This window comes from Mucilaginibacter lappiensis, assembly GCF_900155965.1.
GTDB classification, from domain to species: Bacteria; Bacteroidota; Bacteroidia; order Sphingobacteriales; family Sphingobacteriaceae; genus Mucilaginibacter; species Mucilaginibacter lappiensis.
Genome location: NZ_FTMG01000002.1, coordinates 1 through 18,994, shown reverse-complemented (window position 1 = coordinate 18,994; position 18,994 = coordinate 1). Strand labels below are relative to the sequence as shown.

Here is an 18,994-nt window from a genome sequence, read left to right as displayed (position 1 = left end):
CAGGATTATTCTTATTTAGGTTCAAAATTCAGTGTAATTAGCTTGTCAATATCAAAAATTTCGTTGCTTATTTCCAATAACTGATCGGCTGTAACGGCATTTATTTTAGCAAAAACATCCTCCAGCGTATCAATATGGTTAAAATCGAGCAAACTTTTTGCCATCGATATAATCAGGCTCATGCGATTTTCTTCGGCAAGCGCAATTTGGCCAATAAATTTTTCTTTGGCCTGGTGCAGCTGCAATGTACCCAGTTTTTGATCCCGCAGTTTTTTCAATTCTTTGTGAACCAGGCGAGAGGCTTTTTCTGCTTTCTCGGCATCGGTTCCAAAGTAAATGGAAAAAATACCGGTATCGGTAAGTGTGGTATAGTTCGACTCAATAGTGTAGGCGATACCATACTTTTCACGGATCTCGAGGTTCAATCTGCTGCTCATGCCCATACCGCCTAACAAGTTATTAAGCAGCAATAAACCGCTTTTGTGCTGGTGCGACGATGAATAAGCCTGGTTGCCAATGATACAATGCGTTTGTGATATCGGTTTTTTAACAATATGGATGCCATTTTGATTGGCCTGCGGCGCTATCCTGTTTTTTTGTGGATGATGAGCTGCAATACCCCCGAAGTATTTTTCGGATAGTTTGATGATTTTTTTAAAATCGTAATTGCCATGAACCGCAAATATCATTTCGGATGTGCTGTAATTAGCCCGGATAAAGGCACGGATATCATCGCCATTCATTCGCCCAACAGAATCAGTTGTTCCTAAAATGTTATTACCGATGGGGTGGCCTTTAAAAAGCAGTTCTTCAAAATCGTCTTGTATGGCTTCTTCGGGCTGATCAAGGTAGGAGGCTATTTCATCCAGGATTACACCCTTTTCCTTTTCCTGCTCATCCTCCGGAAAGGTGGAGTGAAACAGGATGTCCTCAAACAGATCCATGGAACGCTCCAGATGCTGGTTAAGTAATGATGCGTGTATACAGGTATACTCTTTAGTGGTATAGGCATTCAAATCGGCACCTACCAGTTCCAGTCGGTTTAAAATTTGGTTGGTGCTGCGCCTTTCGGTTTCTTTAAATAACAGATGCTCAATGAAATGGGCAAGGCCTTCCTGGTGTTCGCCTTCATCGCGCGAGCCGGCATTTACAATAAAACAGCAATGGGTTATGGCAAAGGGTGCATGCTTATATAATATCCGGATGCCATTGGGTAAAGTGTATGCCTGGTAATCGATCATATGGAGGGCAAAGATACATTATATGCAGTATAATTATTTTGATGCTATTGTAAGCGATTTATACTATTTTAGGGCGAAAATCGTAATGTGTATGTAATTACTTAGCATACCGTAGTTGAAAATGCCCCCAAACATTAAAGTAACCCCCATTTATGAAAATTAAAATAGCCGATCTTGAATTTGAACCCCTTATCAGTGAAAAATCTATAATAGAACGAACAACGGCTATTGGTCAGCAATTAAACGCTGATTATCAAAATAGTATACCGGTGTTTGTTGGCGTGCTGAACGGCAGTTTTTTGTTTATTGCTGACCTCATCAAACAAATTGACAGACCCTGCGAAATAGCCTTTACTAAATTGGCCTCCTACTATGGCGGAACTACCAGCAAGCTCAAGATTCGCGATGATATTGATTTGATCATGGATATTAAAGACCGCGACGTTGTGATCATTGAGGATATTGTAGATACGGGCAATACCGTGCACTATCTCATAGATAAACTAAAACAGCGTAACCCATCATCTATAGCGGTTTGCTCTTTATTACTGAAGCCAGCAGCACTACTAAGCCCGATTGCTGAACTGAAATATGTAGGTTTTGAAATTGAGAACGAATTTGTTGTAGGATACGGGCTGGATTACCAGGAAATGGGAAGGAATTTGAGAGATATTTATAAGAAGGTTTAATTGTATTTCGGAATTGGGATGTTCGATTTCGGATTTGATTTGTCTCCGCGGTTTGTGTCCTCGCAAGCCGCTTTAATCAAAATAAAAAGGGCTTTCGAAAGCTCTTTTTATTTATCGAAATAGGGTTTTGTTTGTATTTTTAACGGTCATGAAAAAACTTAAATCTTATGTGCTGGCCACTATATTAGCATCTTTCCTGTTTTCTTGTAGTAAACATGGTTCAGCCTCTTTTCAAATTACAGTAACAGACGGTAGAACTGGAAGTCCATCAAGTGGAGCCGCGATAAGGCTATATACCGATTCGTCTTCTGTGATTAATAATGCGCCTGAGTATACCGGAACCACCAACCAGGCTGGTATGGCTAAATTTAGCGTGCGACTTTTAAATAAATACTATGTTATTGTTGAGAAAGGAAGCGAGAAAAACGTTTACGACGGATACATTCCGGTGGGTGTTTTTAAATCTCAGCAGGATATAGGGAATCACCCGATACAGTCGCCCTTGGGTGTAGTTGGTGGGCTTATCTTTAAAGACATAAATTTTGATGGAAAAATAGATGATATCTATGACAAAGTCGTAGCTCCTCAGATAAGCTTTGTTGCCTCTGCTCAAAATGATTTTGACATCAGTATCTATTAATACCCTAATCCACCCCAACCATACCCACAATTTCATTCAAAAACAACACGGCCTGGTCAATGCTGTTTACGCCTTCAATGCTCAGGCGCAAAGTGTTTTTTACTTCTTTAAGATTGGTGCGGCGCATGTTGCTTTGTACAAAGGTGAGCACATTACGAAAAGCGTCCGATTCAAAATAGGGCGATTGCTGGTTGGTGATAAAATAGCCGCGCAGCACATTCTTTTTAAGCGAGATCTTTTCAAAACCAATGGCTTTGCCCAGCCATTGCATGCGCATGGTGTTCAGCAAATCGTTAACCTGCGGCGGTACTTTGCCAAAACGGTCATGCAGTTGCTGCTGAAAGGCGGATAGTTCAACCTCGTTCTCCAGTTTGGATAGTTCGGTATACAGGTTATAGCGCTCCGATATATTAGTCACATACTCATCCGGGATCAGGATCTCCAGGTCGGTATCAATTTGGGTAAAGGAAATAAACGGTCGTGGTTTATCATCCGGGAAAACACCTTTAAATTCATCTTCCTTTAGTTCCTGTATGGCCTCGTCCAGGATCTTATGGTACATCTCGAAACCAATTTCGGCAATAAAACCACTTTGCTCGGCACCCAGCAGGTTACCGCTGCCGCGGATGTCCAGATCGCGCATGGCTACGTTAAAGCCGCTACCCAGGTCACTGAACTCTTCAATAGCGCTCAGGCGTTTGCGGGCCTCGCTCGTTAATGTGGATAGTGGCGGACTTAACAGATAGCAATAAGCCTTTTTGTTGCTTCGTCCCACACGACCGCGCATCTGGTGCAGGTCGCTCAGGCCAAACATGTGGGCGTAATTGATGATGATGGTATTAGCATTCGGGATATCCAGACCGGCTTCAATAATAGTTGTCGCTACGAGTACATCGTACTCATGGTTCACAAACTTCAGCATTACATCTTCCAGTGCGTCGCCTTCCAACTGACCGTGGGCTATACCTATACGGGCCTTGGGTACCAGTTTATGGATCATGCCGCCTAATTGGGGCAGATCGGCCACGCGGTTATGGATAAAGAATACCTGTCCGCCGCGTTCCAGTTCAAACTCCACGGCCTCTTTGATCAGTGTATCGTTAAACACATGCAACTCGGTAACTACGGGCTGCCTGTTGGGTGGCGGGGTAGATATAATGGAAAGATCGCGCGCGCCCATTAATGAAAAATGCAATGTACGAGGAATTGGGGTGGCGGTGAGCGTCAACGTATCCACATTGGCACGCATTTGTTTCAGCTTCTCTTTGGTTGATACACCAAACTTTTGCTCCTCGTCGATGATCATCAGGCCCAGGTCCTTGAACTTCACATCCTTGCTTACCAGACGGTGTGTGCCAATAATGATATCAACTTTACCCTCCTTAAGTTTTTCTAAAGTATCCTTGATCTGCCGGCTGGTTTTAAACCGGTTGATGTAATCAATATTGGCCGGGAATCCCTTGAGCCTATCAGTAAATGTTTTGTAGTGTTGCGCCGCTAAAATGGTAGTTGGCACCAGTATAGCCACCTGCTTGCTATCGGCCACAGCCTTAAATGCTGCGCGAACGGCGACCTCGGTTTTACCAAAACCTACATCCCCGCAAATCAGTCGATCCATAGGATGCGGCGATTCCATGTCCTTTTTAAAGTCGGCAGTAGCTTTTTCCTGGTCCGGGGTATCCTCATAAAGGAAAGAAGCCTCCAGCTCGGTTTGCAGGTAACTATCGGGCGAAAAAGCATTCCCTTGCTGGGCCTTACGGAGGGCGTAAAGCTTGATCAGGTCGCGAGCTATGTCCTTAACTTTTTTTTTTGTTGTTTTCTTAAGACGTTCCCAGGTATCGGTTCCCAGTTTATTCATCCTGGGTACGGTGCCCTCTTTGCCGCTGTATTTAGATATACGATTAAGCGAGTTGATGTTTACATACAGCAAATCGTTATCGGCGTAAATCAAGCGGATCATTTCCTGTTGTTTGCCGTTAACCTCCACCTTTTCCAGACCGGCGTATTTGCCAATACCATGGTCAATATGGGTAACGTAATCGCCGGGTTTCAGGTCGCGCAGCTCTTTCAGGGTGATGGCTTGTGAGCGCTGGTAACCTTTTTTGAGTTTGTATTTATAGTAGCGATCAAATATCTGGTGATCGGTATAGCAGGCCAGTTTTTGTTCCTGGTCCACAAAACCTTCACGGATGGAAACGCTGATGGGCGTAAACTTTACGGTTTTATCCAGGTCGTCCAGGATAGCGTATAAACGTTCCACCTGTCGGGCCGAATCGGTAAGGATAAAGTTCTCAATCTTATCGGCTTCGTTGTTTTTAAAGTTGTGGATAAGCAGCGTAAAATCTTTATTAAAAGATGGCTGCGGCCGCATCTCAAAATTGATGGAGGCTGTGGGCTGATAGAAGAATTGTTTGCCAAACTCCACCACCGGGAAGTCAAACAGCTGATCGGCTATCAGTTTTTCGTCGGTAAAGCCGAATTTGGGGTCTATCCATTCCGGGTTCTGCGTTTTTTCTTCGGCAGAGAGCGCTTTCCAGAGATTTACCGCTTTTTTAAAACCGGTTTGGATAATGTCCAGCGTAAACTGTACATCTTTTATCCATACCTGCGTGCCGGGCTCTACATATTCCAGCAGGGAGATATTGCTTTCAGTTAAAAATTTAGATTGTACATTAGGTACAATAGTAATGCTTTTAACCTGCTCAACAGATAGCTGGCTTTCGATTTCGAACGTGCGGATCGACTCAATAAAGTCCCCAAAAAACTCCACCCGGTAGGGCAGGTTGTGTGAAAACGAGAAGATATCAACAATACCCCCGCGAACAGAAAATTGCCCGGGCTCGTAAACGAAATCAACGCGGTCAAAATCGTATTCAATTAAAAACTCATTGATAAACTCAATACTCAGTTTACTGCCAACAGCTATCTCAAGCGTGTTTTTTTCAAGTGAAGCGCGGTCAATCACCTTTTCGGCAAGCGCTTCCGGGTAGGTCACAATCAGCTGACCAAACTCGGTGGAGTGGCTAAGCTCGTTTAGTACTTCGGCACGGGCTAGTACATTGCTGCTGTCGGGCTGGGTAAACTCAAAGGGTTTTCGGTATGATGAGGGGAAAAGCAGGGCTTCTTTACCGGTAAGATTTTCAATATCAGCCTGAAAAAAGCCGGCCTCTTCACGATCGGGCAGTACAAATACCATGTGCTTGTGCTGCAAAAAATACAATGCTACCGCCATGGCCGAATCACTTGACCCGACTAAACCACGTAGCTGTATTCTGGGATTTTTTGAAGCGTTAAGGGCTGTTGCCAACGCTTTGATCCTGTCATCAGCCTTGTATCTGTCTAAAATATCACGGATGTTCAAAACTGATGCAAATATATGTAAAAAGATGATAGGACTTTTGGAGACTATTGGATTTTAGGACTATGAGACTTTTGGAGCATATGCCTTTGGAATTATAAGTTTTTTGGAATTACGGTTCAATAGCCCTAAGGTCCAATGATCCAATCATCTCATAGTCCTTGCTCTTTATTCCAAAAATCTTTACTCCAAAATGAAACAATCTCTATGAATTATTACTTTTTAATGGTAAATTGAATAAACTTATCATTATAGCCTACCTATTGTTTTAACCTAATTTTATAACCATGAAGAATGCAATTATTTGGGGTATTGTCATTGGCGTATTAAGTGGAGTATGGATGTTTGTGATGCACGGTTCTGGTATTTCACCAACCGACGAAAAAGTGGCCACACTGGAGTACTTTTCATTCCTGATCCCTGCCCTGGGATTATTTATAGGGATTTACAGTTATCGTAAAAACGACTGTAAAGGTCAAATGGGTTTTTTAGAAGCCCTGATACAAAGTTTTAAAATATTAATTGCGGGTGGTATTGTAACCGTTTTTGCCACCATATTATATTTTAGCTACGCACATGTATCCATGAGCAATGTAATGGAGGCATCGTCTGGCCGTATATTCGGCGCTTTGCTGGTAGGCGTGTTACTGGCGTTTGCTGTATCTTTGCTGTTCCATAACAAAGCGAACAAGGTTGATTAAAAGGCTCTTTTCAAAATATTTTGAACTGGTTTTCTGGATAACGGCTATGCTGTCCCTGGCTTTTAGTACGCCAGGCGCCGAATCGCATTTTACGCTGTGTCCATTAAAACTCATGGGATTTAAGTGGTGTCCCGGCTGCGGACTGGGGCATTCCATCATTTATTTGTTCCACGGCGACATCCGCAATTCCTTTCACGCTCATTGGCTGGGCATTCCTGCAGTGATCGTTATTTTTCACCGGATCTATGTTTTAGGTAGAGACAGACTGGGTTTCGGGTGTCGGTTTAAAGATAAAGATAACCGCTCGGCTCCTGCCAGGTAAACTTGCCCACTGATATAAAACAAGCATATCTAATCTTTTAATGCTACAAAATTAGATAAACCATGATGTGTATTTTCATTACGGGTTAATCGCTTTATCTTTTTAAAGGCAAATTCATTTAAAAGCAAAGCGGTTTCGTCATTGTCTAAGTTTTCCAGCAAATCGCTGCCTGCTTCAAATATTATGGCCTTCAGGGCCGGGTTTTTCAGTATTTCTTTACATCCTTTTAAAACGTGTAATTCCGATCCTTCTGTATCAAGTTTTATAACAGTAGGAGCATCAAAGCTTTCTGATACAAGTGTGTCGCCGGTTGTTGTTAAACATTTGGTAGCTTGATTGAACTTGATTTCGTGCCAGGGCGTTAGTGTTGTCATTCCTGAATTACCATCTGTTATATGTAGTGTCATTGAACCTATTTTATCAAAAAGCGCAAAACCACATATTTGAATATCTAAGTGGTTAAGTTTTATATTGTCATAAAGCAAGCTTAATGTACTGGGGTTTGGCTCAAAGCTATAAACCTTGCAGTTTGGAAAGTTCTTTTTAACCGCTATACTATGGATCCCAATATTAGCGCCAATGTCCCAAAAGATACCATCTGATTGTAAATGCTTAAATATTTCTTCAGTAATTTCTGATTCGTAAAAACCCTCCTTAATGATTAAGTTATCAATATACTCGTTAGGGTTTAATTGTAATTGAATGTCATACTTCACATTCAATAGTATAAACCTTCTAAATCCTAATTTGGCTAATAAAGTGAATAGTCTGTCTTTGCCTCGCAATTTATTCTTTATAAAAAAAATTAATAGGGCGTCGTTTATAGCCATAAATGGTATTTTAAATACAGGTAAAGATAGATTTAAAACTATGTATAATATTTATGCTTTCTAAAACATATGTTGCTTAAACACTTCAATGTTTTTTAATTCATCGATTGATTTAAAAAGACATTTTACAAATAAGCCTGATAAGTATCTTAAAAGCCATGGCACGAACACTATTCGTGCAATTGTAAGCATCTTCTCTGCATATATGGGTTTTTACCGCCAAAACCATCCCGCTTACCGACTTGTTTCCGCTGCTAACCAGTTTTTCATAGGCTCGTTTTGCTTATCGTAATATCTTTATATCATTAAACAAACGATAACCTTAAACGCTACGAAGATGAACTCTTACCCAAACGCATATATGATGTTCGACGGCATGACAACCGAAGAATTTACTGTTTTACAACAGGCTACAGCCGCATTAACAGAAAATCAGCAGCGGTATTTTATAAACATTTACGGAGGTAAAAGAAGAAACCCACAGGATATTATGCTGGCTACTTTACTAGGTTTTGTAGGTGTATCAGGCGTGCAACGCTTCATGACCGATCAGATAGGCATGGGCCTGGTTTACTTTTTTACTGCCGGTTTTTGCTTTATCGGAACCATTGTGGACCTGATCAACTACAAAAATATCGCCAACGATTATAATAAAGAAATGGCCTTCGAAAGCTTCAACATCGCTAAAATGAGCAACTAAACAGACCTTTTAGGGCTGATAGTTTCAAGTATATATATCAAGAAAAATCCACCTTCTGTTACGGGGTGGATTTTTTAGTTTGGGGAGCTCCCTCTTATAAAAATCATGTCATTGCGGGGAGGAACGACGAAGCAATCTCGTCGGGAGCACATACTATTCGCGATATAAACGCTACGAGATTGCCACGCTTGGCTCGCAATGACATGGGTTTTTAAATGCTATTATTTTCCTAATGACTTATCCCTTACAGCTTTAAATTCCGAATGTGGTTTCCAGCCGGGGAAGGTGGTTTCGTTACTGAGTTTGGTGCCTATGCGGTAAAGAATATCAGCTATCTGGGCCATACCGGTGGCGTCCATATCCGCACTATAATTATCTGCCGGTTGATGATAGCGTTGATCGTTGTATTCCTTTTGCTTTTCTTCGCCGTAGGTTGCACCCTGTGTTTTGCTGATGCTGCCATTGTTGATGTCCAGCGCCGGAACGCCCAGCTTGGCAAAGTTAAAATGGTCCGACCGGTAATAGCTGCCCGCACCTGGGTGACGATCGCCCACGGTAGTGAGGCCATCTTGTTTGGCTATATCGGCCACATAATCTTCCAGATCGTTTTGTCCTTTTCCGGTGATGGCAATGTCTTTGGTTTCGCCATAGCTGCCCAGGGCATCCATGTTCAGATCAGCAATGGTTTTATTAAGTGGATAAATAGGGTGGGTGGCATAATACTCAGAACCCAGTAAGCCCTGCTCTTCGGCGGTTACCGCTAAAAATACAATGGAGCGTTTTGGTTTTTCTTTAGCCTGTTGAAATGCTTTGGCTACGCCGATAATAGCAGCTACACCACTGGCATTATCCACCGCGCCGTTATAAATGCTATCGCCTTTGGCATCGGGCTTGCCAATGCCCAGGTGATCCCAATGGGCGGTATACAAAATGTATTCGCCGGGGGATGTGCTGCCTTTAATGGTACCAATAACATTATGTGATGTAGAATATTTAAGCTTGTTATTAATGGTTAAAGAAACCGACCGGTTAAGCGGAACAGCCTTGAAGCTTTTGCTGCGGGCAATAGCGCGCAGATCGCCGGTAATGCCCGCATCGGCAAAGAGTTTTTTGGCAACATCTTCCGTGATCCAGCCTTCCACTTTACAGCGCGACATATGCTTGTCTTTTTGAGTAAGGTAGAGCTTGGCCCCTGAGTTACTGTTGGATACTACCTCCCAGCCATAACTGGCAGGCTCGGTTTGGTGCACAATGATAACACCGGCAGCGCCTTGACGAGCAGCCTCTTCAAATTTGTAGGTCCAACGGCCATAATAAGTCATGGTATCGCCTTTAAATAGGGTGGGGTCACCGCTTTTAAAGCCAGGATCGTTTACCAGGACTACTACTGTTTTGCCTTTTACGTCAAGACCTGCATAATCATTCCAGTGATATTCGGGAGCCACAATGCCGTATCCTGCAAAAATAAGCGGAGAATTTTTAAGCTGTACCGAATCAACTTCCCGGCGACTAAAGGTTACAAAATCCGTTAGTTTATGGAGACTTATAGGCGATTTACCACCGCTGATCTCCATGGTTTCTGATGGATGGCTGGTGATCTCTACCATGGGTACATCCTGTAAATAACTGCCGTTATTGCCGGGCTCCAATCCAGCTTTTTTAAACTCAGACGAGATGTAGGCGATCGCCTTGGTTTCGCCGGCGGTAAAAGGCTTACGGCCCAGGAGCGAGTCATTGGCCAGTACCGCTATGTGCGATTTGATCTCATCTGGAGTTATGGCTTTATCGGTTTCTTTGCTGCCGTTATTGTTTTGGCTGCATCCGGCAAGCAGGGCAATGCCGCTTATGGCCAGCAGGGAATGGTATTTGTTTTTCATTAGGGATAATTAACATGTTGATCCCAAATGTACTTAAAGGAAATGCTTGGTGCAAGAGGGCGGGCGAGGACACTTTATGAAAACAAGAAAAGCGACTTTTTCATGGCCGCTTTTCTTGTTATTTGTCGATACTATAAAATTTGTCAGGCAGTCTGCTTCACCTGATAGTTGGCCTGGTCTTCTATTTTCTTGATCGCTTCAACCGTTTTCAGGAACGAATCGGGGGTTATGGAGATGCTGTCGATACCTTCTTCAACCAGGAACTGGGCAAAGTCGGGATAATCCGATGGCCCTTGACCGCAGATACCTACCTTAATGCGTGCCTTTTTTGCAGCCTTGATCAATTGCGAGATCATCATTTTTACGGCTTCGTTGCGTTCATTATAAATGTCAGCTACCAGGGCCGAGTCGCGATCAAGCCCAAGCACCAGCTGAGTCAGATCGTTCGAGCCAATGGAGAAACCATCAATATACCGGGCAAACTGATCGGCCAGTATCACGTTGGATGGAACTTCGGCCATCAGGTATACTTCCAATCCGTTTTCACCGCGAACCAGACCGTATTCCTTCATGGTTTCATAAACGCGCATCAATTCATTAATGGTACGGCAAAAAGGGATCATGACCACCACATTTTTCAACCCCATAGTTTCGCGTACCTTTTTTATGGCGCGGCATTCCATACCGAAAGCCTCCTTATAAGCCGCAGAGTAATAGCGCGAAGCTCCCCGCCAGCCAATCATCGGGTTTTCTTCTGATGGTTCAAAGTAACTGCCGCCCGGCATGCTGGCATACTCATTGGTTTTAAAATCAGAGAACCGTACAATCACCTTGTGTGGATAAAAAGCTGAAGCTATTTTACCAATGCCGAAGGAGAGCTTGTCTATAAAATAGGTTTGCTCATCGGCATAGCCTTTAATGGTATCTTCAATCAGCAGGGTCAGGGCTTCATCTTTCAACTCCCGGTGCTGCAACAGGGCCTGCGGGTGTATTTTAATATAATTGCTGATGATAAACTCCTCGCGTGCCAAACCCACTCCGCAATGCGGATAACCGGCCAGTTTAAAAGCGATATCGGGCGAGGCCACGTTCATCATAATAGGTGTGTCAACGGAGGGCAACGTGCTCAGGTCATACTCCTGTATTTTAAAAGGAATCTCTCCGGCATAAATGTAGCCGTTTTCGCCCTCGCCACAGGATACCGTTACCTGCTGACCGGTGCTCAATAAGTCCGTAGCGTTGCCGCAGCCCACAATGGCGGGCACCCCCAATTCACGGGCCACAATAGCAGCGTGACAGGTACGCCCGCCTTTATTGGTGACAATAGCCGCCGCTTTTTTCATCAAGGGTTCCCAATCAGGGTCGGTCATGTCGGTTACCAATACATCGCCGGCTTTAAAATTCAGTTGTGCCAGGGAAACAGTGTCTGCGTTCTCCAGCAAATGCACTCGGCCGGAAGCGATTTTATCGCCAACGGCAATACCCTGCAACAGCAACTGCGTGCTTTTAGCTTTCGCGTCCATGGTAAATATTTGCAGGGTTTGCTGTGCTTTGCGGGAGTGGATGGTTTCTGGCCGGGCCTGTACAATATAAAGCTGCTGTGTTTCGCCATCAACGGCCCATTCCACATCCATAGGGCACCATTTGCCTTTAAGGGCGGTGTAATAGTTTTCGATAGCAACCACCCAGGCGGCCAGTTGCAAGGCCATATCATCGGTAAGGCAAAAACGCGTTTTTTCGATTTCGGTAGTAGGCACTACTTTTACACGCGGTTCATGAGCTTCGCCATAAACCATCTTACTATCCTTAGTGCCTAATTTTTTTTCAATTAAAGGGCGCAGACCAGGTTTGCCCAGCAGGGGTTTGAATACGGTAAACTCGTCAGGCTTTACGGCTCCCTGAACAACCATTTCGCCCAGGCCAAATGCGCCGTTTATCACCACCACATCTTTAAAGCCACTCTCGGTATCGAGCGAGAAAGCCACCCCGGAAGCGCCAATATCCGAACGTACCATTTTTTGCACACATACCGAAAGCCCTATCTGGAAATGATCATACCCAAAACTTTTGCGGTAGCTGATGGCACGATCGGTAAACAGCGATGCGAAGCAATTGCGGATGGCATCCAGCAAATCGGTAGCACCGGCAATGTTCAAATAAGTATCCTGTTGCCCGGCAAATGAAGCATCGGGCAGATCCTCGGCTGTGGCTGATGAGCGTACGGCCACATCAACATCCATTTTTTGATAATAGGCGCATAAAGCATCATACGCGCCGGCAACTTGCGTTTTGATCTCTTCGGGGAATTCTCCCTCACGGATGAGCCTGCGGATAGCGCCGCCGCAGCGTTTAAGCTGCGCCAGGTCATCCACATCGGTTTGACCAATGAGGGTGCTGATCAGCACGTCGAGCTTATTATATTTTATAAAACTGTAATAGGCATCGGCAACAACAATAAATCCAAAAGGAATGTCGATGCCTAATAACTTCAAATTTTGAAGCATTTCACCCAAAGAGGCATTTTTGCCACCCACACGGTCAATATCATTGATACCGGCCTCGTTTAGCTGCAAAATATAGTTTGTTGTTTTCATCTTCATTTTTTTCTACAAAACTATCGGATAAAACGTTCGGAAACTGGAGCTTATATACAATAAATAATACTATATTAACCAATTTTATATAGTTTTAATTTATATTGGTGATAATAATATAGTTTTAATAAAAGAGTAAAGATTCCTGGAATAGGAACAAAGGCTTTTACAAACATTAATTCACTAAATCAATAATTTAAAATGAAGGCAAGGTTAAAAAAGCTCAGCACCCCGGCTAACCAGTCGTTTAGTCTGGAGCTTACCGCGCATTATCATTCTTATAACGAACTGCACTATCATCCCGAAATTGAGCTCATATATATTATGGAAGGGCATGGGGTGCTGCTGGTGGGTGATAAAATAGAACCTGTAGCCGCTGGCGATTTGCTGATGTTGGGCGGAAACCTTCCCCATTTATTTCGGTTTGATACCCATACTTTTGAATACCCTTTGCAAAAGCAGGGCCGGATAAAGCTGCCGTTACAATTGCTCACGCTGCATTTTAACCCTGAAATATTTGGCGCACAGTTTATCAGTTTACCCGAAAATGAATACCTGCGCAACGTGATACGTCAGGCCGGGAACGTACTTGCGTTTCAAGGTAGTTTGCGTATACGTTTAATTGTTTTATTAAACCAATTGCTTAACGCTGCTGCCAGCGAACGGATATCCTTACTGATGCAGCTATTGGCACCTATAGCCGGAGAACGGGGATATCGCTCTTTAAATCCGCAGATACAACAGCAGACATTTAACGCGGGCGACGAAACCCGGCTCACCAAAATTTACCTGTACACCCTTAATAATTTTCACCGCGTTATTACCTTAAAGGAAATAGCGGCGGTTATTTATATGGTGCCCAATGCCTTTTGCCGGTATTTTAAATCGCGGGTGCACAAAAGTTATTTTGATTTTTTGTTGGAAGTGCGCGTGAACCATGCCTGCAAACTGCTAAAAGAAACAGACTACAGCATTGTAATTATCAGTTATGAATCGGGTTTCTCTAATCTCTCCAATTTTAACCGGCATTTTAAAAGTATTACCGGGAAAAAGCCCTTGGCTGTGCGGAAGGAGTTTCAGCGTTATTTGTAGACCTCTCCCAACCCTCTCCAAAAGGGAGGGCTTTAGGGTATCATAGCGTTTGTTGATTGTTTAATTACTTGGTTCACATTCGATAAGGCATACCAGCTGCCTAATGTGTAAAAAGCTAAAAGAAACAATAAGGCGAAAGAGAAGCTATAAAATATGTGATCTTTTACCACGAAAAAAAGGCATGATATGAAAACGATAAAAAATAAACCAGTTGAAAAGGTCCAGAACCCTTTTTCTGTTTTTAGGCCAATGTTCCCGACGCTTAATCTAAAAAAACAGATTTCCAGGATGAAAAGCAGTATTGTAATGAGGGTAAAACAGGAAGAACCTAATAATGTGTCGTCAATCAGGCCTTGATTGAATAGGGTATCTAAGTCGCCTATTAAATAAATAAATGAAAAGAAGCCAAAATAGCCAGCAAGCAAACACACAGGAATACCAATCATTGCAAAAACAACGCTTATCATGGTATTTGCGCTTTTGGGTTGTGGCATATTCAGTTGTACCCAAATGTAGTCAAAAGAAGAATGTGATGCAAAAAAGGAGAGGAACGAAGAATCCGATTGGGAGGTAGATTCTTCGTTCCTCAGAATGACAAATTATAAAGAAGTGATGGAATTAATCAATCCACTCAAACTTCGTATACGGAACTAATGCCTCCGGTATTCTGATGCCTCTTTCGGTTTGGTTGTTTTCCAACAGGGTGGCCACAATGCGGGGTAGCGCTAATGCACTGCCGTTGAGGGTGTGGGCCAGCTGGGTTTTACCTTCGGTATTGCGGAAACGCAGTTTAAGACGGTTACTCTGGAATGTTTCAAAGTTGGATACGGATGATACTTCCAGCCAGCGTTGCTGGGCGGCGCTCCAGGTTTCCATATCATAGGTTAGGGCAGATGCAAAACCCATATCGCCACCGCAAAGGCGCAACACACGGTAAGGCAATCCTAATTTTTGGAGCAGACCCTGCACATGGGCGCTCATCTGTTCCAAAACCTCGTAAGAGCGGTCGGGTTGTACTACCTGTACAATTTCTACTTTATCAAACTGGTGCAAACGGTTCAGGCCACGTACATGCGCGCCGTATGAACCGGCCTCGCGGCGGAAACATGGCGTATGGCCACAGTTTTTTACCGGAAGATCTTCACCTTTTAGTATCACATCGCGGTACATATTGGTGATTGGCACTTCGGCTGTTGGTATCAGGTATAAATTATCAACACCAACATGATACATCTGTCCTTCTTTATCCGGTAATTGTGATGTGCCAAAGCCAGATGCTTCGTTCACCATCAGCGGTACGCTTACTTCGCTGTAGCCTGCTTTTTCAGCTTCGTCAATAAAAAAGTTGATGAGGGCGCGTTGTAGTTTAGCGCCCTTGTTTTTATATACGGGGAAACCGGCTCCGGTTATTTTAACACCCAGTTCAAAATCAATCAGGTTATATTTGGCAGCCAGCTCCCAATGTGGCAGGGCGTCGGCTGGCAATGTTGGTTTTGTCCCGTTTTCCAATACCACTTCGTTCTCCTCGGGAGTTAAACCTTTGGGTACAGAGCTGTGCGGCAGGTTAGGTAATAAAACCAGCTTTTGGTATAATTCTTCTTCAATAAAAGCCAGCTGCTCGCCCAGTTTTTTGATGTCCTCTTTCCAGGCGCCTGTTTTGGCTTTGATGGTTTCTGCTTCGGCTTTTTTACCAGCGCGCATCAGGTCGCCTATTTGTTTGGCAGCTGAATTAGCCTCGGCCGAAACGTTATCCATACTGGTTTGAGTTTGACGGCGTTTATCGTCTAACTGAATAATTTCATCAACCAGTTCGGCCTGTTTAAAATTTTTTACAGCCAAACGTTCTAAAACCTGTTCCCGGTTATCGCGGATATAACTAACTTGCAGCATTATTTTATTTTTAGGCAAAGATATAAATAAGTCGATAGTCCATAGACCATAGTCGATAGTTTTTAAGTTCCGGTTGATAGACCATGTCCATAGACGATGGTCCATTGATCATAGTCTAAAAAATCAGGCATGCAAATAAAATCCATGGACTATGGACCATCGTCTATGGACAAAATATAACCATGAACGAAAAAGGTAAACTATACTTAGTACCCACCCCAATAGGCAACCTGGAGGATATTACCTTGAGGGCCATACGTGTTTTGAAAGAGGCCGACCTGATACTGGCAGAGGATACGCGTACATCGGCGCCGTTGCTGAAACATTTTGACATCCATCAGAAAGTGTTTTCTCATCACCAGCATAATGAGCACCAATCATCCAACGAGATTGTGAAATTTTTGCTGGAAGGGAAAAACATCGCCCTGATATCTGATGCGGGAACGCCTGCCATATCCGATCCGGGTTTTTACCTGGTGCGCGAGGCGCTGAAGTTTGATATCGCGGTGGAATGCCTGCCTGGAGCTACGGCCTTTGTGCCTGCGCTGGTGAACTCAGGTTTCCCTACGGATAAGTTTTGTTTTGAAGGGTTTTTGCCGCTGAAAAAAGGCAGACAAACACGGTACAAGTTTTTGGCCGGAGAGGAGCGCACCATAATACTATATGAATCGCCGCACCGTTTACTGAAAACACTGGATGAAATGGCGACTTATTTTGGTGCCGACCGCCAGTTATCCGTATCGCGTGAGCTCACTAAAATGTTTGAGGAAACCGTTAGGGGGACCGTAGCGGAGGTAAAATTATATTATGAAACACATCCCGCAAAAGGGGAGTTTGTGATCTGTGTGGCCGGGGCCGAAAGCAAAACATCGAAGAATAAATATAAAGACGAAGAAGAATGAGCCCCACCCAACCCTCCCCGGAAGGGAGGGTCTTAAAAATAATTCCCAAAAGTCTCCCCTTCCGGGGGAGATTTAGAGGGGGCTCTTTGCTTCTGTCTCGCAATGACATAATAGATACATTATTAATGAAAAAAAATCTTCCTTTAGCCATACTTTCCGGATTACTTTTGTGGATAGCATGGCCGCCTACGCCTTATACTACCTTTTTGCTGTTTATTGGTTTTGTGCCCATGCTGCTGGCGATGGAAAACATTATCCAATCTACGTCAGCTAAAAAGGGGAAGCAAATATTCACCCTGGCCTTTATCGGCTTTTTTATCTGGAATGTAGGCTCTGTTTACTGGGTGTACAACGCGTTGAAAATAGTGGGCAACCTGGTAGCTATTCCCATTTCGTTGATACCGTATTCGCTGGGGCCGTTGCTGATGGCTTTGGCTTGCTGGTTGTATTACCGGTTACGACTGGTAACCGGCCGAAACTGGAGTTTAGCGGGCCTGGTTTGTTTATGGATAGGCTATGAGTATCTGCACCAGAGCTGGGATCTGAATTTCCCCTGGATGACGCTTGGCAACGGCTTCGCGGTGAGCCATCAGTGGATACAATGGTACGAGTATACCGGCGTTTATGGCGGCACCATTTGGGTATGGGCGGTAAACATACTGGCTTTTTTAATTTATATAGGTTTGCGTGAGGCACAGGCAAAAAAACTGCGCCTTAAACTAATCACCGCGTTTGTACTGACTATTTTACTGCCGCTTAGCTTTTCGTTATTTACCTACTATAACTATACCGAACAAAAAAACCCATCGAACGTGGTGGCGGTTCAGCCTAATATAGATCCTTATGAAAAGGAAGGGACTATCCCGGCTAACCTGCAGATCGATATTATGATCCACCTGTCGCGGAGTGTGGCCCAACCCAATACCGAGTTTTTTTTATGGCCCGAAACCGCCATTCCGGAATATATGAACGAGGATGGTATCAACAACAATATTTACTTTAAACAGGCCCAGTATTTTTTACGCAAATACAAAAACAGCACGCTGATAACCGGCGGCGAAACCTACCGGTTTTATAATTCACGAGCTACCCCAACAGCCAGCGCTACACAGCATCCAGGCGTATTCGCGGATAATTTTAGCTCAGCTATAGGCATCGAAAACAGCGGTAATGTACAGATCTACCATAAATCGCGACTGGTGCCAGGTGCCGAATCCTTGCCTTTTGGCAACACTTTATCGTTCCTGAAACCGGTATTTGAACACTTGGGTGGTGCCACGGGCGCTTATGGTCCTCAAGCAGATGCGGATGTGTTTTACTCACAAAGCGGTATCGGTGCCGACCCGGTGATCTGTTTTGAATCTATCTGGGGCGAATATGTGGCGCGTTCGGTACGTAAGGGTGCTCAGTTCATCGCTATTATTACCAACGACGGCTGGTGGGAAAACACCTCAGGGAAAGACCAGCATCTGGACTATGCCAAACTGCGGGCCATTGAAACCCGCCGCTGGGTAGCACGGTCAGCTAATACCGGTATCTCGGCTTTCATTAATCAGCGTGGTGATATCGTGCAGCAAACGAAATGGTGGACACAGGCTGCCATAAAACAGGATATTAATCTCAACTCCGAACTTACTTTTTATGTAGAGCATGGCGATTACCTGCCTAAAACCGGCAGTTTTATAGCGGTTTTATTGATTGGGTTTATTGTGGTGAAGGGGAGGTTTAGGAAGAAGGTGGTTGTTTGATTTTTTATTTGTCATGCTGAACGCAGTGACGCATCTATTCGCCAACATGGAAGTGGGCTAATAGATCCTTCGTTCCTACCCATGACATACTTAATTAAGCAGGTACAAGTTTCATATCTAATTCGAGGGCTAACTTTTCTAAGCGCTTCTTTTTCTGCTGGATAAGGATCGTTTGATAGGCCTCCATACCTCTTTCAACGAACTCGTTTCCCTTGACGATCAGGCGCCAATATTGAGCGGCAAGTTTTCTTGCAGTAGCCTTTATGGCGACTGCCGGCCCTTTACGTCCCCTTAGCCGCCTGGCAAACGCACCCCAGCCAATGTATTTGCTGTTCAGCAAGCCCTGGGCCATTTGTTTGAAGATCTGACCGACGGCAGGTTTACCCTTACTTTTACTTTTGTTCTTCTTG

14 protein-coding genes and 1 pseudogene are annotated in these 18,994 nt (G+C 43.9%); 8 read left to right on the top strand and 7 right to left on the bottom strand.

Going from position 1 to position 18,994, the window contains the following annotated elements; all coding sequences use genetic code 11:
- Positions 1-11: 11 nt before the first annotated feature.
- Positions 12-1,238, bottom strand: coding sequence for a M16 family metallopeptidase (locus BW976_RS04050; RefSeq protein ID WP_175614060.1), 1,227 nt, complete (start codon positions 1,236-1,238; stop codon positions 12-14).
- A 155-nt stretch (positions 1,239-1,393) separates the two neighbouring features.
- Here BW976_RS04050 and hpt point away from each other — a divergent pair, with 155 nt between their 5' ends.
- On the top strand, positions 1,394-1,930 hold the full coding sequence (gene hpt, locus BW976_RS04045; RefSeq protein ID WP_139332199.1) for a hypoxanthine phosphoribosyltransferase: 537 nt from the start codon (positions 1,394-1,396) through the stop codon (positions 1,928-1,930).
- A 148-nt stretch (positions 1,931-2,078) separates the two neighbouring features.
- Positions 2,079-2,570 (top strand): hypothetical protein, encoded by a 492-nt coding sequence (locus tag BW976_RS04040; protein ID WP_076370720.1) that lies wholly within the window; start codon positions 2,079-2,081, stop codon positions 2,568-2,570.
- A gap of 4 nt (positions 2,571-2,574) precedes the next feature.
- On the opposite strand, the gene mfd is transcribed toward BW976_RS04040, so the two are convergent.
- On the bottom strand, positions 2,575-5,931 hold the full coding sequence (gene mfd / locus BW976_RS04035) for a transcription-repair coupling factor (RefSeq protein ID WP_076370718.1): 3,357 nt from the start codon (positions 5,929-5,931) through the stop codon (positions 2,575-2,577).
- A gap of 284 nt (positions 5,932-6,215) precedes the next feature.
- Between mfd and BW976_RS04030 the strand changes: the two genes are divergently transcribed.
- Both BW976_RS04030 and BW976_RS04025 read left to right on the top strand, forming a co-directional pair.
- Positions 6,216-6,629: a DUF4199 domain-containing protein gene (locus BW976_RS04030; RefSeq protein ID WP_076370716.1), complete on the top strand. Its 414-nt coding sequence runs from the start codon at positions 6,216-6,218 to the stop codon at positions 6,627-6,629.
- Positions 6,622-6,951, top strand: coding sequence for a DUF2752 domain-containing protein (locus BW976_RS04025; RefSeq protein WP_245834633.1), 330 nt, complete (start codon positions 6,622-6,624; stop codon positions 6,949-6,951). Before BW976_RS04030 ends, BW976_RS04025 begins: the two co-directional genes overlap by 8 nt.
- A 29-nt stretch (positions 6,952-6,980) precedes the next feature.
- Here BW976_RS04025 and BW976_RS04020 read toward each other — a convergent pair whose 3' ends face one another.
- Positions 6,981-7,781, bottom strand: a complete 801-nt coding sequence (locus BW976_RS04020) for an FkbM family methyltransferase (protein WP_076370714.1) — start codon at positions 7,779-7,781, stop codon at positions 6,981-6,983.
- Positions 7,782-8,118: 337 nt separating this feature from the next.
- Between BW976_RS04020 and BW976_RS04015 the strand changes: the two genes are divergently transcribed.
- Positions 8,119-8,481: a TM2 domain-containing protein gene (locus BW976_RS04015; RefSeq protein WP_076370712.1), complete on the top strand. Its 363-nt coding sequence runs from the start codon at positions 8,119-8,121 to the stop codon at positions 8,479-8,481.
- Positions 8,482-8,702: 221 nt separating this feature from the next.
- Here BW976_RS04015 and BW976_RS04010 read toward each other — a convergent pair whose 3' ends face one another.
- Together BW976_RS04010 and ppsA are read right to left on the bottom strand one after the other, a co-directional pair.
- A complete protein-coding gene (locus BW976_RS04010; protein WP_076370710.1) occupies positions 8,703-10,358 on the bottom strand; it encodes a M28 family metallopeptidase in 1,656 nt (551 codons plus the stop codon).
- A 143-nt stretch (positions 10,359-10,501) separates the two neighbouring features.
- Positions 10,502-12,952, bottom strand: a complete 2,451-nt coding sequence (gene ppsA, locus BW976_RS04005) for a phosphoenolpyruvate synthase (protein WP_076370708.1) — start codon at positions 12,950-12,952, stop codon at positions 10,502-10,504.
- Positions 12,953-13,153: 201 nt separating this feature from the next.
- On the opposite strand from ppsA, the gene BW976_RS04000 reads away from it, so the two are divergent.
- The gene (locus BW976_RS04000; protein WP_076370706.1) at positions 13,154-14,044 is read left to right on the top strand and encodes an AraC family transcriptional regulator; all 891 of its coding nucleotides are present in this window, start codon (positions 13,154-13,156) and stop codon (positions 14,042-14,044) included.
- Between the two features lie 618 nt (positions 14,045-14,662).
- Here BW976_RS04000 and serS read toward each other — a convergent pair.
- Positions 14,663-15,934, bottom strand: coding sequence for a serine--tRNA ligase (serS, locus tag BW976_RS03990; RefSeq protein WP_076370702.1), 1,272 nt, complete (start codon positions 15,932-15,934; stop codon positions 14,663-14,665).
- A gap of 182 nt (positions 15,935-16,116) precedes the next feature.
- Here serS and rsmI point away from each other — a divergent pair, with 182 nt between their 5' ends.
- Both rsmI and lnt read left to right on the top strand, forming a co-directional pair.
- A complete protein-coding gene (gene rsmI, locus BW976_RS03985; RefSeq protein ID WP_076370700.1) occupies positions 16,117-16,836 on the top strand; it encodes a 16S rRNA (cytidine(1402)-2'-O)-methyltransferase in 720 nt (239 codons plus the stop codon).
- 125 nt (positions 16,837-16,961) lie between these two features.
- Positions 16,962-18,584: an apolipoprotein N-acyltransferase gene (lnt, locus tag BW976_RS03980; protein WP_076370698.1), complete on the top strand. Its 1,623-nt coding sequence runs from the start codon at positions 16,962-16,964 to the stop codon at positions 18,582-18,584.
- 94 nt (positions 18,585-18,678) lie between these two features.
- On the opposite strand, the pseudogene BW976_RS29225 reads toward lnt, so the two are convergent.
- Positions 18,679-18,994: pseudogene (locus BW976_RS29225) on the bottom strand (hypothetical protein); the annotation flags it as partial.